Raw genomic sequence first — 15,267 nt, 5'->3', positions numbered from 1 at the left:
ATGGATTTGAGCGGGCTCCCTTTCTCCCCAGAACTTCAGCGTCTACGGGCTGAACATGCCGGTGAGCACGCTGGCGCGGCCTCGAGGCAGCGAGCGCTTGTACGGGCTCGTCGCGAGGTCCGAGCCGGGCTGGTGCCAGCTCTGGATCTCCGCGAAGTACGTCTGGCCTGCCTGCAGCACGTCCGGGGGCAGGTACACGCTCTGGAGATCCGTGTGCAGCACCGCCACGCGCGTCGCGGTGGTGGAGCCGTTGCTCGTGCCCAGCCGGTAGATGTTCACCACGTAGTTCGTGGCCGTGCCGACCAGCGGCTTCGACCAGCGCAGCGAGGCGTCAGTCCCCACGCCCGTGAGGTTCTGGAACGCGCCGCGCGTGTTCACCAGGGGTGCCTGCACCGGCCCGACAAGGGGCTGCACGGGCGCGGCGGTGAACGCGCTCGCCTCCTGGTCCATGCGGATGTCCACGCTCATGGTGTAGGGCGTCGCGGTCCCCAGCGCGTAGCTCTTCGTGAAGCCCGCGGCGGCGAGCGCCACCTTCTGCCACGTCGCCGGGAGCGGGTTGTTGTAGGTCATGCTCCCCGTGACGATGTCGGTCCGCTGCGAGTCAGGATTGAGCTTCACGAGCACGGGCGACCCGCTGATGGACCCGAGCGCCGAGCTCAGCGCGGCCGGCCGGGCGGACATCCAGATCTCGCTGTACGTGCTGACCGCGCCCGGGTTCACCTGGGTGCGCATGGCTTCGAAGGCCGAGCGTCTCCAGTCCACCGCGAAGGTGCCTGTCGCGACGGGCTGGGTGAAGGTTCCGCTGACGGTGACGGGCTGGCCCTCCACCTGCGTCACGCTCGCGTCGAGCACCTTGTGCATCGCGCGGTAGGGCACTCCATTCGCGCTCGACTGCAACCGCATCTGCGCCAGCGAGAACACATCCCCCTGGCCGCTGTCGAGCAGCACCGGGTTGATCATGTTGGCGTAATCGAAGCTCAGCCCGGAGAGCGACGTGGCGCCCGACAGGGGGAACCCCGTGGCGTTGCCGTTGATGTGGCCGAACGCCCCCGGGTTCAACGAATACATGTCCAGGAAGTCCGCCGGCTGCCAGGGAGACAGGCCGGTGGCGGACACCATCACGGGAGTGGGCAGCGAGACGAAGGTGCCATCGCGGCCCCACTCCGTGGAGCCCAGGTCGAACGCGCGGCCGGTGCTCACCAGGTAGCGCGAGCCCAGCTTCAGGTAGATGCGGCCGGAAGGGACGTTCGGCACGGAGATGGTGCCGTCCGCGGAGCCCGTGCCCGGATAGGCCGTGAACGCCCCGGTCGTCGAGTCCCGCATGTATGCCACCACCGACGTGGCGGACTGGTTGTATGGCTTCGTCTCGTTGCCCGACATGGTGACGAAGGTGACCGGGCTGGTGCCGGTGACATGGGTGACCAGGGCATGGGTGACCTGGGAGGTCTCGTCCGTCGACACGGAGGAGTCCACCGCCTCGGCATCGTCGAGACCCGCGCAGCCGACCCCTGTCATTCCGACCAGAAGCCCGAGGGAAATCAATGACATATTCATTGTGAAGGCAATCCTTCTGGCGACGCCCTGAATGGCGCCGCGCGGGGAGATTCATACCGGGTCGGTCTGACATTTCCGGGAACGCTCCAAGTCCAATTTTCCCTCGGGGCTGTGAAGGCAAACACGCTTGTCGGCAGGTGGGCTCGGCAACGGACTCCGTGATGACTGGCGCCATCCTCACGTCCGTGGGGGTTCGTCACCTCGAGCAGGAGCAGTCGTCATGAAGTCCACCATCCTCTTCAAGTCCGTGTCTGGGTTGTTCGTGGTGTTGTCCCTGTTCGCCACGATGGAGGCGCAAGCGCAGACCGTCCTCCTCGCGTGTCTGGGTTCGGAAGTCACCGAATTCGAGCCGGGTCTGACCAACGATGCCAGGCAGACCCATGTCTCCGCCCTCGGCACCGACGGGTGCGCGGGGTTGCCGCTGAGTCTGCCCTCCGCCATCGTCACCACGGAGGGGGATGGCCTCCTCGGCTGTGGGTTCGGCCAGGGAACTTCCACGATTCACACCCAGTGGAGTGATGACACCGTGAGCGTCGCGTCGGGCACCACCGCGATGAACGTGAAGCCGGCGGGTGAGGTCGTTGTCGTCCTCACCGGGACGGTGGTGAGCGGTCGGTTCGTGGCGCGACGGTGGTGCGCACGCTGACGCTGCTCAACACGGACGTGTTGGGGTGTTTCACGGCGGAGGGCGTCACGGACGTCGCGGGCGTCGTCTCGCTGGTGCTCTGACCGACGGGGTGCGTGCCGGGGCGGGTGGTGAGGCTTGCCTCGCCTTGGTGCGCGGTCCTGTCCTATACTCGCGCCCGGTCGAAAAACGGCGGACCGGTTCGGTGAGCCCCGGTCACTCCCATGGTGGGAGCGCTTGTTCCTCCTTCACGGATGAGAACCCCCGGCCTTGTGGGCATCGCCATGCCCCGAGGGTCTCACCATGAAGCTGAACCACATCGACCTGCAGGTCCCCGACGTCCAGTGCACCGCGACGTTCTTCGAGCACTTCTTCGACTTCGAGCACACCAGCAACCGCGCCTCCCCGGCCATCGCCATCCTCACGGACCGCGAGGGCCTGGTGCTCGTGCTCCAGCGCCTCAAGTCGCCCACGGAGAAGTACCCGGAGGGCTTCCACATCGGCTTCCTCGTCGACGACGAGGCCACCGTGCTCGGGTTCCAGGAGCGGGCTCGCGCCGAGGGGCTCGAGGTCAGTGACGTCATCCGCAACAACCGGGGCACGATGGTCTACTGCAAGGCGCCCGGTGAGCTGCTCGTCGAGGTGAACGCCAGCCCACGAGCACGCTGACCGGAGGATGGCGCCGTGCGCGAAGGCACGGCGCTTCCCCTGGATGGGGCGCGCTGCATGCGACGAGCGCGAGACGCGGTGCGTGGCGGTGTCGAGACGTCACCGTGCCGGAGTCCACGGGGCGGGGCCTGTAGCACCCGGGTCAACGGCCAGGGATTCCGCGTCCGTGGAGAGGGTGGACTAAGGTGGCGGGCGTGCCTTCGCCCGCGCTGTTGCTCATCCCGCTGTTGTTCGCCGCCGCGCCCGCCACTCATGTCGAGCTCGTGTTCGGCGGGGATGTGATTCCGCACGGCGAAGTGAAGACGGTGGCGAAGCTGCACGCGCGCACCGGGTCGGTGCCACCGACGGGCGGCGTGGCGCCGTCGCTCAACAACGAAGGCTGGGACCATGTCTTCGGTCCCATCGCGGACGTGCTGCGCACCGCGGACGTGGGCGTCATCAATCTGGAGACGCCCGTCACGGACAACAAGAAGGCGGTGACGCGGGAGCTGCTCTTCAACGCGCCGTCGGCCATGGCTCGAGCACTCGCCGCCTCGGGCGTGAAGCTCGTCTCCACTGGCAACAACCACGCGAGGGACCAGCTCCCCACGGGGCTGGTGGAGACGCTGCGGCACCTGGATGCGACAGGGCTGCGCCACACGGGCACGGGTGCGACGAAGGCCGCGGCCTGGGAGCCTGTCTTCATGGACGTGCGAGGGATGAAGGTGGGCTTCCTGTCCTTCACGCGCCTGCTCAATGGCTTCAGCAATCCCAAGGACGCGCAGGCTCCGCACGTGGCCTTCGTGCCGTATCCCATTCACCGCCTGCACCGGGGGCTCACCACCGACGAGGCGGTGGAGCAGGTCCGAGCCGTGGCCGCGCGCTGTGACGCGCTCGTGGTCCTGGTGCACTGGGGAACCGAGTACGCCGACACCCCGAACCCCCAGGACCGCGAGCTGGGTCGCGCGCTGCTGGACGCCGGGGCGCTGGCCGTCATCGGTCACCATCCGCACGTGCTCCAGCCGCTGGAGGGCTACACGACGGCGGACGGGCGGCGAGGGCTCATCGCCTTCTCCCTGGGCAACCTGGTGGCGAACCAGGACCGCTTCTACCGCCACGCGCCGGGGAAGAAGGGCGAGGCGGGGGACAAGCGGGACTCCATGCTGCTGCGAGTCTCACTGGCGCGCTCCTCGCCCGGAGCGCCCGTGGTGCTGGGAGACGTGGCGGTGCTGCCGGTGTGGATTGAGAACAACGCGGTGGGGCGCAAGGCCCGGGAGCGACGAAACATCCAGCCGGTGCTCATCGACCGGGAGCTGGAGGCGGTGAGGGAGCGACTCGCGGCGCTGGCGGCCCGGCCCGCGCCGCTGGACAAGGCGACGCTCGCGGAGAAGGCACTTCTGGAGAAGCGTCTCGTCGGCTCCCAGCACCGGCGGGAGCGAATCCTCCGCATGCTGCCCGAGGGCTTCGCCGTGGCCTCCTCCGAGCTGCGCCAGCGCACGGCCTTCGTGCCGCCCGCTCCCGGGACTCGGAGCCTGGCGACCCAGACGCCGCCGTAGCCCCCAGATTTCGCGACGCGGTGCAGCACCGTTGCGTCAGTCACGGCATGGCGACGTCCGGCTTGAACTTGGGGTGTGGGCTGGCGCTAAGTGGGGGTTTCCACTTGCAGGGAGTCCCCCATGTCCCTTTCGCGTCGTCTTCGATGGTGTTCCACCTGGGTACTGGCCATGGCGTTGTCGTGCGTGCCGGTGGAGGAGGAGGGACAAGCGCCCGCCGAGCCCGTGGGCGCCCAGCAGCAGGAGCTGGGCGTACCGGGCTTCGCGGAGCTGCATCACCACATGTTCGCGGAGGAGGCGTTTGGCGGGGGCTGGTTCCACGGCACCGTCACGGACGCGCTCACGCGGTGTGACGGCGGGTGGCCGGAGAGCGACCATGCTCGGGTGCGGATGGACCTGAGCCATCTGCTCAACCTGTGTCCGAACTCGAGCAACATCGACCTGCGCGGGGTGCCGGTGTTGTCGCAGTTGTTCGGCGTCGCGGGGGCGGTGGGTTCGGAGTTCCTGGGGAAGATTGAAGGCACGCAGGGCGACACGGGCCTGCACGACGGGCGGCGCAACCCGAACACGGAGTGGCCGCGCTGGGACACGATTGCGCACCAGCAGTCGTGGGAGGGGTGGCTGCGGCAGGCGCACCAGGGCGGCATGTCGCTGGTGGTGGTGTCGGCGGTGAGCAACGGCTTCTTGTGTGAGGCGCTGCCGCCGCAGAACCGCACGCGGCCGTGTGACGAGATGATGGATGTGGAGGTGCAGTTGCAGAAGGCGCGCGAGTTCGCGGCGACTCGCGACTGGGTGGACCTGGCGCTGACGCCGGCGGACGCGCGGCGCATCATCTCCGAGGGGAAGCTGGCGATGGTGCTCTCCATCGAGACGAGCAAGCTCTTTGGCGCGAAGGACTGGCGCGCGGAGCTGGAGCGCTTCCACGGGCTGGGCGTGCGCACGTTGCAGCCGGTGCACCAGTTGGACAACCGGTTTGGTGGCGCGGCGCCGCACAACGCCATCTTCCAGGCGGCGCAGTTCCTCGAGAACTGTCACATCGACACGGACTGTGGGCTGACGGTGGGCGGGATGACGCTGGGCTTCGACGTGGACGGCAGCTGCCGCAACGTGAAGGGCCTGACGGCGGAGGGGCAGTCGCTGATGCAGGCGATGATGGACAAGGGGATGCTCATCGACCTGGCGCACCTGTCGGAGAAGAGCGTGCGGGATGCGTACTCGGTGGCGGAGCGCAACAAGTACTACCCGCTCTATGTGAGCCACGGGCACTTTCGCGAGGTGATGAACGGGAAGCTGGCGGAGAACGAGAAGACGACGCCGGCGTGGGTGGTGCAGATGTTGCGGCGCACGGGCGGCATGTTTGGTCTGCGCACGGCGCATGACGAGACGCGGACGTATACGAAGTCCGGCGTGGCGAACAACTGCCAGGGGTCCACGCGTTCGTTCGCGCAGGCGTACGAGTTCGGTCGTCAGGGCCTCAAGGTTCCGATGGCGTTTGGCGCGGACTTCAACGGGTTCATCCAGCAGACGCGGCCGCGGTTTGGAGATGACGGGGCGTGTTCGGCGGGGTTCCAGGCGGAGGCGGACGCGCAGGCGCGGCAACAGACCTTGCAGGGGCCTGGGCGGTTGGGGACGGCGTTCGACGAGCAGGGCCTGGCGCACGTGGGCCTGTTGCCGGACATGGTGAAGGATTTGCGCAACCTGGGGGTGAACACGGCGGGGCTGACGGGCTCGGCGGAGACGTTCATCCGGATGTGGGAGCGCACGGCGGTGACTCGCACGGGGATGGCGGACGCGGCGCTGGATATCGACACGACGGGTGTGGCGGCGTGGGTGAAGCCGGAGGACCGGGAGGCGGCGTACCCGACGGTGTGTGGGAAGGCCTATTCGCCGGACAGCAAGGAGATGAACCAGGAGTGCCGGTTCGACGACGAGTGCTTGAGCGAGCAGTGCACGTCGGTGTTGTGCAGCACGTTCGATGGACGGTGCGTGTGCAACGGGGACGAGGACTGCGGCGGGGTGGGGTACTGCCAGAAGGACACGCCGGGGAATCCGGCGGACAACGACTGCGTGCCGAAGAAGACGGACTGGACGTCGTGCAGTCGGGATGGGCAGTGCCAGTCGGGGTCGTGTGGTGGGTGCGCGGACGCGGTGGGGTGGTGCTTCACGCCGAGGTCGAAGGCGTACGGGCAGACGTGCAAGTCGGATAACGAGTGCACGACGGACCGGTGCAGCGCGGACTGCTATCTGAATCCGACGGGGAGTTGCCTGTGTGACAGCGACTCGCACTGTGGTGCGAGCCAGTACTGTGGCTGGGGGTTGAACTCCGGCAAGTGCCAGAACAAGAAGGGCCGAGGGGCGGCGTGCGGCTCCGGGCGCGAGTGCCAGTCGGGGACGTGTCGCTGGTCCTTCACCTGTAAGTAGGCGTCAGCCTTGGGGATGCCGGGGGCGAGGAGCCCCTGGCGTCCCGGGTGCGGGTGGGTGGGCTCGGAATCTTGGAATGCTGGGAGAGGGGGGCAGGGGCCTGTGTGCCTGGACGGCCGGGCCGGAGTTTTCCGAGAGGGGTGAGGGCGAGGGGGCGGGAAGCAAGAGGGGAGCGCGAGCGGGGGGGAGGCTGCGGTAGAGTGCGCCCCATGCGTCGCCTTGCCTTGTGCCTGCTCCCTTTGCTGGTCCTCGCGTGCTCCAAGTCGAAGGAGCAGGCGGCGGTCCGAATCCCCGTCCAGTACACCTCTGGATTCCAGAAGGGGTGTTTCAAAGTCGTCGTCCAGGATGATTCGAACCCGGACTTGAAGCTGGAGGAGGTCGTTGCTCCGAAGCAGCGGGCGACGCCCACTTCGGAAGTTCCGTCCCCCATCTTGACGGTGGCCGTGGTCAAGAAGGACGGCTGGAGTAACAAGTTCAAGGTGACAGTCACCGCGTACGAGAGACCGTGCGCCGGGTCCGGCGAGACGTTGGCCGTCGCTGGCCAGCAGGTCGATAGCGCTGAGAACGTGTTCGAATTCCCCAGCGAAGACGTCAAGGACGTGGCTGCGTTGACGCTTGTGACCGTCGATGCGGACGACGACGGTTTCGTTTCCATGGCCGGCGACAAGAAGGGAACGGACTGCGACGACACCAACCCCATGAGGAACCCCGGGCAGGCGGAGCTCTGCGACGACAAGGACAACAACTGCGTCGGTCTGGTTGAGGGTCGAGAGGCTGACGAGGGGCTCCCCAAAGTGCCCATGTTCCTTGATGGGGACAAAGATGGGGTTGGTCGCGAGGCCACCACGCACTGCGTGCCGGAAGCCGGTGTCACCGGTTATGCGGATGTTGGCGGGGACTGCAAGGACGATGATGCGAACATCGCCCCGAACAAGCCGGAAGTTTGCGACAACTTCGACAACAACTGCGACGGCAACACTGACGAGGGCCACGACAAGAACTGGTACAAAGACGTCGACCAGGATGGCGTGGTGGGTGCGAACTCGGTCGTGACCCAGTGTGATCGGCCTGACGACTCCTATCGCAACCGGCTTCAGAACGAGGTATTCGATTGCAACGACGCTGATGGCAACAACACGCCGGGCAAGGTGGAGTTGTGCGACAACGCCGATAACAACTGCGACCAGAACGTGGATGAGCTGTTCCCGACGAAGAACACGGTGTGCAACATCTCCGGTGTGAGCTGCACTGGGACGTGGGTCTGCAATGCGGCCCAGTCGGCGGTGGAGTGCAACGCGAGGGCGCCGAGGTTGTTCTACCCCGACCGTGACGGAGACGGAGACGGAGACCAGAACGCGACGGTGGACGAAGTCTGCGCGAACGAGACGCCCCAACTGGGCCACGTGGAGAACCTCCACGGAGACTGCGATGACGTGGACCCCGCAGCGAGGTCGGGCCTCGCGGAGGTGTGTGACGCCATCGACAACAACTGCAGTGGGGGCGTGAGCGACGAGCCGCTGTCGTGTGGTGGCACGCTGAGGGATGTGGTCAGCTATCACCTGACTTCAGACAGCCAGGACTGGAGGACGGTGGCGGTGGGGCAGAGTGGATATCCTGTCTGGGTCGCGGGTCACGGCGGCAAGCTGGCGGTGCGCAAGGCGGCCAACCAGAAGTTTGAGAGCTTCAGCTTCGGAGACACCCCGAATTCGTCGCCCCCTGACGGGAGCCCTCCGCTCAACACGAACCACTGTGATAACCACAACTGGACGGTCTCCTGGGTGGACTCCAGCGGCGCTGTGCTCTTGGGCGGCGAGCAAGGATGGCTGGCCAAGCATGATGGGACGACGAGTGGCGACTGTCAGCCGGGGACCTTGCCTCCCCCTCCTTCCGGGCCCACCCCCAACATCACAGGAATGGTGGGCTTCGAGTCCGGAGGGGAAACGACCATCTATGTCAGCGACACGGGCGGGCGTCTGTTCAGGTGGGTGCCGGGTGCCTCTACCCCATTCACGCTATTGAACGACAACACTCTCAACTACTACGGCCTGCATGCGCTGCGAGAGGACTTCATGCTCGCGGTGGGAGGCAGCACGGGGCCCGACAGGCAGCGGTTCGTGTCCTACGCCGTGACGACTGGGACGACCCCGACTGGGACCCCAACAACGCACACGTCCAATCCCACCAACGTGGATGGCAAGGTCATCGCGGTGTGGATGGGAGACGCGGACAAAGCCTGTGCAGTGGGTGATGACGGGGCCGTGTGGCGTTGGAACGGCGCGACGACATGGGACAAGACAGACGCCCCGTCGGAGTTCGACTTCACCAGCGTGGTGATGCGTTATGACACGCTGAACGCACAGAACCCGCTGAACGAGCAGTGCTACATGGTGGACAAGCGCACGGGCGGAACTGGCGGCAAGCTGCACCGGCTGACGCCGTATGGCTGGGCCAAGGGGCCGGACCTGACCGGAAGCCTGGCGAATGTGCAGTTGAACGACATCGCCATCACGGAAGCCGGACACCTGTGGATCGTCGGTGAGGACGGCCGGGTGTTCCACTACCCCGAGCCGTAGTCGTCTCTCGCGGTCTCCACCACGCTTCGGACTTGGACTGCCGGAGCGTGGTGACCTGGACATGAAAGTCCCGCTCGGATTTTCCGCTGGTTCCTGGTTGGACTTAGAGTCCGGGCATGTCCAAGTCATGCCTGTGGGGGGAATGCCTGGTGGTCTTCGTTTGCGTGTCAGTGGCGATGCCGCTGAGCGCGTACGGGGCCGAAGGTGAGGTCCAACGTCAAATCACAGAGGCCATCCGTCTCTACGAGGACCTCGAATACGAGCGAGCGCTGGAGCGACTGAAGCACGCCAGTCGCCTGCCGCATGGTCCTGACGAAGCGGTCTCCCTCTCCCTGCTGCGAGGCATTGTCCAAGCGGACATGGGAAGGTGGGAGGCGGCGCGCAAGGACTTCCGCGAGGCGCTCCAACGCCAGCTCGATATCCAGCTTCCCTTGCACGTCTCGCCCAAGGTGAGTCGTGAGTTCGAGACGCAGCGCACCAAGGTCCGCGCGTCAGTGGCCGGTCGACGCGCGGATTCGCCGACAGCGCCCCCGGCATCGGCGGTGGAGGTCGCGCCAGTGGACGCGAAGCTCCCGTCCAAGGAGACCGAGGTCGCCGTGACTCACCTGGTTCCTCCCAGCAAGGAGGACGGAGTCCCGGAAGCGTGGGCACCAGGCGTCGTGGAAGAAGAGTTGGCGCGAGCCTCCCAGGGGGTGAGCGTCGCAGGACGACGGGTGCCAGTGGTGAGCTGGGCGTTGCTGGGCGCGGGAGTCGCGGCAGGTGGAGTGGGCACGGTGTTCGGCCTGTCGTCGCGCAGTCAGATCGACGATGCGCGGTCTGCTCAACTCCAGGAGGACCTTGAGTCCCACCATTCACGGGCACAGAGCAGTGCGCAGACAGCGAACATCCTCTTCGGCGCGGCGACGGCTGCAGCGGTGGGCGCGCTGGCGACGTGGCTCTTGATGGACTCCTCCGAAGCGACCGTGGCCGAGGGAGGTGCGCGATGAGCCGCATGGGAAGACTGGTCGTCGTGAGCCTGCTGGTGCTCGGAGGCTGTTCCGTGCCGAGCCTCGAGGACCTCGAGGCCGAGAGGGGCGTTCGCATCACGGTCGACTACTCGCCGAGCTTCAAGACCGGGTGCATCGTGATGCGAACCCAGGATGAAGCGAATCCGGCGAACTTCACGGAGCAGACCGTCGAGAGCAGCGCGCTCTCTCGTCAGACGCCGCCATTGGAGCTGAGGGCACTCCGCAGGGGGGATTGGAGCAAGAAGGTGCGGGTGACCCTCACCGCGCACGAGCAGACCTGCGCGGGCAAGGCAGTGGACCGGGTGGAACTGGTGGGGGAGGTCGGCAGGTCACTCGCGGCGGTGCTCGCCACTCCTGATGTGGACGGTGACGGGTACGTTGCCACGCTGGGGGGGAGTAGAGGGGGGACGGACTGTGATGACGGCGACGTCAGGACGAACCCCTCACTGCCGGAGATCTGCGACGACAAGGATAACAACTGCGTCGGTGGGGCTGATGAGGGCCTGACCCGAATTGCCATGTTCCGTGATGCAGACGGCGACGGGGTTGGTGGGGAGGCCATTCAGCACTGCGTGCCGACGAGCGGTGTGTGGGGGTACGCGACCACTGGCGGGGACTGCAGGGACGATGATCCGGCCGTAATCCCAGGCAAGACAGATGTTTGCGATGACAAGGACAACAACTGCGACGGGGCCACTGACGAGGGCAGCGACAAGAACTGGTACCAAGACGGCGACCAGGATGGTTCGCTTAGTGTGGCCACGGTCAAGGTCCAGTGTGGTCAGCCTGACGCCTCCTATCGTCAACGGTTTCAGAGCGAGGCCTTCGATTGCAATGACCATGACGGCAACAACACGCCGGGCAGGGTGGAGTCGTGCGACAACGCCGACAACAACTGCGACGGGAATGCGGATGAGGTGTTTCCAACGAAGGGCACGTCGTGCAACCTCCCCAGCGTGAGCTGCGCTGGGACGTGGGCCTGCACGGGGGACCAGGTGGCCGTCGAGTGCAACGCGAGGGCGCCGAGGTTGTTCTATCCCGACCGTGACGGAGACGGAGACGGAGACCAGAACGCGACGGTGGACGAAGTCTGCGCGAACGAGACGCCCCAAGTCGGCCACGTGGAGAACGTCCACGGAGACTGCGATGACGTGGACCCTGCGGCGAGGTCGGGACTCGCGGAGGTGTGTGACGCCATCGACAACAACTGCAACGCGGGCGTGAGCGACGAGCCGCTGTCATGTGGTGGCACGCTGAGGGATGTGGTCAGCTATCACCTGAGTTCAGACAGCCAGGACTGGAGGACGGTGGCGGTGGGGCAGGGGGGATATCCCGTCTGGGTGGCGGGCCGAGCCGGCAAGCTGGCGGTGCGCAAGGCGCCCAATCTGAAGTTCGAGAGCTTCAGCTACGGGGACACCGCGAATCCGTCGCCCCCTGACGGGAGCCCTCCGCTCAACACGAACCACTGCGGGGACCACAACTGGACGGTCTCCTGGGTGGACTCCGCAGGCAGTGTGTACTTGGGCGGGGAGGGAGGATGGGTGACCAAGCATTCTGGGACGAGTGTGGTCTGCGCTCCTGGGACTTTGCCCACCACGGATAACATCACGGGAATGGTGGGCTTCGAGTCTGGTGGGGTGACGACTCTCTATGTCAGCAACTCGGGCGGGCACTTGTACAGGTGGGTGCCGGGTCCGAATCCGTTCACCGAGTTGCATAACAACAATCTCAACTACTACGGCTTCCATGCTCTGCGTGAGGAGTTCCTGCTCGCGGTGGGGGGAGGAACGGGAGGGGGCAGTGGGCAGAAGATCGTGTCTTACGCCGTGACGGCTGGGGGGCCTGCCACTCCTAGCACGCACACGCTCATTCCCAACAACGTGGGCGGTTATGCCACTGCGGTGTGGATGGGAGACGCGGACAAAGCCTGTGCAGTGGGTGATGACGGGGCCGTGTGGCGCTGGGACGGCGCGACGACGTGGGACAAGACAGATGCCCCCTCGGCGTTCGACTTCACCAGCGTGGTGATGCGCTATGACACGCAGAACCCACAGAACCCGTTGAATGAGCAGTGCTACATGGTGGACAAGCGCACGGGCGGAACTGGCGGCAGGCTGCACCGGCTGACACCGTATGGCTGGGCCAAGGGCCCGGACCTGACCGGAAGCCTGGCGAACGTGCCATTGAACGACATTGCCATCACAGCAGCAGGAGACCTGTGGATCGTCGGTGAGGACGGTCGCGTGTTCCACTACCCGGAGCCGTGACCTCCCGGTCCTGAATCCCCGGGCCCACGGGGCCCGGGGGCCTCCAGCTCCCGCAGCGGCACCCACCGCTCCAGCAGCGGCCCGCCGTGCTTCCTCCGCCCAATCCGCTGCGACGGATAAATCCCCCGGTGGCCCGTCAGCAGATACGCCACCGTCGACACAATCATCACGTGCGGCAGCACCCCCGCGCCCACCAGCTCCACCGCCATGATGGACAGCGCCAGCGGGGTATTCGCCGCCGCCGCGAACAGCGCCGCCATCCCCACCGCGGCCCCCAGGTCCACTGGCAATCCCAACACCCGCGCCAGCACGTTCCCCAGGCTCGCGCCAATGAAGAACAGCGGCGTCACCTCTCCGCCCAGGAACCCCGAGCCCAGCGTCACCACCGTGAACGCAAGCTTCCACGCGAACGCTGATACCGGCAGCGCCGGGTCCTCGAACGCTCGGATGATTCCCGGCACCCCCAACCCCAGATACGCATCCGTCCCCACCCACAACCAAAGCAACACCACCGCCGTCCCACCCATCGCCATCCGCAAAGGCAACCACCGCACCCGCCGCTCCAACAGCGCCTTCAGCCGGTGCAGCCCCTCCACGAACACCACCGCCACCAGCGCCACCCCCACCGCGAACACCAACCACTTCCCCAACACCTGCGCCGTCAGCGGCAACACCCCCGGCACCGGATACACCGTGTGGTGGATGCCCAGCCCCCGCGTCACCAAATCCCCCACCACCGAAGCCACCAGCGCCGGCAGCAGCGCCTCGTAGCCGAGCCGCCCCACCACCACGACCTCCAACCCGAACACCGCCCCCGCCACCGGCGTCCCGAACACCGAACCAAATCCCCCCGCGATTCCCGCCGCCAAGAGCTCCCGCCGCAAATCCACCCCCGCACGGAACCGGTGCGCCACCCAGTCCGCCAGGCTCCCGCCCATCTGCACCGCGGTGCCCTCGCGCCCCGCACTGCCGCCAAACAGGTGCGTCAGCACCGTCCCCACCAACACCATCGGCGCCATCCGCAGCGGCACCTGCGCATCCCCCGTGTGCACCGTGTCGAGCACCAGGTTGTTCCCCCCGCGCACCGGCCCGCCCCACTTCGCGTACACCGCCCCCAACACCCACCCCGCCAACGGCAGCGCGTACACCAGCGCGCCCTGTCGCTCCCGCAGCTGCGTCGCCGCGTCCAGCAGCCACAGGAACCCCGCAGACGCCACGCCGCACACCACCCCCACCAACGCCCCGAGCACCAACCACTGCCCCAGCACTCGCGCTCCTCCCGTCCACCTCACCGCGCCTCCCTCCGAGACTGTTGAAACATCGTGAAACACCGCGTCATACGTCGCGGCGCGTCAGGAATCAGACAACCCAAGGGCGCGACACTTTGGGTTCCATGCAATCCGCGAATTCTGACTGCTCGCGTTATTCTAGTTTGCGGGTGATTCGCGAATCGACGGCGTGTAGCGTTCGGTTTCCCCCTACATTCCCCCAGCGGGAAGAAAAGAGAGCGGGCATGTCCTTCCGTCGCAATGGGCTGTCCTTCGTCGCCGTTGTCGCGGCCGCCACGGTGAGTGGTAGCGCGATGGCGAGCACCATCAACCAGAACACGTCGTGGACCATCGACCGGTCCACGTCCACGACGAAGTATCGCGTCGTGGCTTACGGCGACTCCATCTATGCGGGCTACAACGGTGGCATCGGTGGCGTTGCGCGCCGCGCGGCCCCCGTCGTCCAGGGCGAGTACCTGGCGAAGCTGTGGAACACGGACATCGAGGTCATCCGCCGCACGAAGTCCGGCGCGCGGGCCGACGACATCTACAACAACAAGATTGTCTCCGAGCGCTCGTACATGCAGACGGCCAACACGCGCGCCGTGATGTTCGAGATGTGCGGCAACGACTACCTGCAGGCGCGCAGCGCCTTCACGGACCAGACGGGCACCTGTAACTACAGCGGCCTGGAGGCGGCGCTGGCGGCCTGCACCACGTACACGGAGAGGGCCATGCAGGCCATCAACCAGTACGCGACCTCCGCCAAGGTCAAGATTGTCTCCAACATCTACTACCCGGGCTTCGCCGCGGACAACGTCCAGACGGCCTGCAAGGACTCGGCGACGGGTGCCACCATCAACAAGCAGGTGAAGTTCCTCCCCCTGCTGGCCCGCAGCAACTGGCGCACCTGCAACCTGGCGGCGCGGTACGGCTTCCAGTGCGCGGACTCCTTCGCGGAGATGATGGGCGCGGACTACGACTCGAACGGCGACGGCCAGGTGGACTCGGCCGCCCTGCGCTACGTCGCGGGTGAGACGGAGGATGCGTATGTCGCTCGCATCACCGGCGCGCTGCGCTCCACGCTGCGCGACGCGAACACGCACTTCGTCAACGCCAGCACCAGCTACGACTACATCCAGTCGGACAACACCCACCCGACGTACTTCGGCACCACCATCAGCGTGAGCATCTTCTCCGGCTCGGGCTCCGGCACGGGCGCGCCCCAGTTCACGGACGCGCAGGTGGTCGACGGCAAGAACCCCGAGTGGAACAAGACGGGCCACGAGCGCATGGGCTGGGAGAGCGCGCGCTTCAACCCCACCGCTCCCTGATGCTCGCACCCGCGTCG

At 66.5% G+C, this 15,267-nt stretch carries 10 protein-coding genes; 8 read left to right on the top strand and 2 right to left on the bottom strand.

Annotated features, from left to right (window positions below):
- Window positions 1–42: 42 nt before the first annotated feature.
- On the bottom strand, window positions 43–1,554 hold the full coding sequence (locus tag HUA76_RS06380; RefSeq protein ID WP_174455998.1) for an ABC transporter substrate-binding protein: 1,512 nt from the start codon (window positions 1,552–1,554) through the stop codon (window positions 43–45).
- A gap of 220 nt (window positions 1,555–1,774) precedes the next feature.
- On the opposite strand from HUA76_RS06380, the gene HUA76_RS06375 reads away from it, so the two are divergent.
- The 7 genes from HUA76_RS06375 (at window position 1,775) to HUA76_RS06345 (ending at window position 12,648) form a co-directional block, all read left to right on the top strand.
- Entirely contained in the window at window positions 1,775–2,200 is a 426-nt protein-coding gene (locus HUA76_RS06375; RefSeq protein WP_174460279.1) for a hypothetical protein, read from the top strand.
- 282 nt (window positions 2,201–2,482) lie between these two features.
- Window positions 2,483–2,848 carry a VOC family protein gene (locus HUA76_RS06370; RefSeq protein WP_174455996.1) on the top strand — a complete coding sequence of 122 codons (366 nt, stop codon included), beginning with the start codon at window positions 2,483–2,485 and terminating at the stop codon, window positions 2,846–2,848.
- A gap of 194 nt (window positions 2,849–3,042) precedes the next feature.
- A complete protein-coding gene (locus HUA76_RS06365; RefSeq protein ID WP_174460278.1) occupies window positions 3,043–4,383 on the top strand; it encodes a CapA family protein in 1,341 nt (446 codons plus the stop codon).
- Window positions 4,384–4,503: 120 nt separating this feature from the next.
- Window positions 4,504–6,801, top strand: coding sequence for a membrane dipeptidase (locus tag HUA76_RS06360; RefSeq protein WP_174460277.1), 2,298 nt, complete (start codon window positions 4,504–4,506; stop codon window positions 6,799–6,801).
- 209 nt (window positions 6,802–7,010) lie between these two features.
- Window positions 7,011–9,374: a putative metal-binding motif-containing protein gene (locus HUA76_RS06355; RefSeq protein ID WP_174460276.1), complete on the top strand. Its 2,364-nt coding sequence runs from the start codon at window positions 7,011–7,013 to the stop codon at window positions 9,372–9,374.
- Between the two features lie 116 nt (window positions 9,375–9,490).
- Complete coding sequence (locus HUA76_RS06350) at window positions 9,491–10,360, top strand: tetratricopeptide repeat protein (RefSeq protein WP_174460275.1); 870 nt, start codon at window positions 9,491–9,493, stop codon at window positions 10,358–10,360.
- The gene (locus HUA76_RS06345; RefSeq protein ID WP_174460274.1) at window positions 10,357–12,648 is read left to right on the top strand and encodes a putative metal-binding motif-containing protein; all 2,292 of its coding nucleotides are present in this window, start codon (window positions 10,357–10,359) and stop codon (window positions 12,646–12,648) included. The genes HUA76_RS06350 and HUA76_RS06345 overlap by 4 nt, the downstream gene beginning before the upstream one ends.
- Here the strand turns inward: HUA76_RS06345 and HUA76_RS06340 are convergent.
- Window positions 12,633–13,940, bottom strand: a complete 1,308-nt coding sequence (locus HUA76_RS06340; protein WP_174460273.1) for a chloride channel protein — start codon at window positions 13,938–13,940, stop codon at window positions 12,633–12,635. The two genes, HUA76_RS06345 and HUA76_RS06340, sit on opposite strands and share 16 nt — an antisense overlap.
- 221 nt (window positions 13,941–14,161) lie before the next feature.
- On the opposite strand from HUA76_RS06340, the gene HUA76_RS06335 reads away from it, so the two are divergent.
- Complete coding sequence (locus HUA76_RS06335; RefSeq protein ID WP_141644499.1) at window positions 14,162–15,250, top strand: SGNH/GDSL hydrolase family protein; 1,089 nt, start codon at window positions 14,162–14,164, stop codon at window positions 15,248–15,250.
- Window positions 15,251–15,267: the final 17 nt, after the last annotated feature.

The organism is Myxococcus sp. CA056 (genome assembly GCF_013336715.1).
GTDB lineage: Bacteria > Myxococcota > Myxococcia > Myxococcales > Myxococcaceae > Myxococcus > Myxococcus llanfairpwllgwyngyllgogerychwyrndrobwllllantysiliogogogochensis.
Note: the sequence above shows the minus strand (reverse complement) of the source record. Positions and strands in the feature narration are given on the sequence as shown.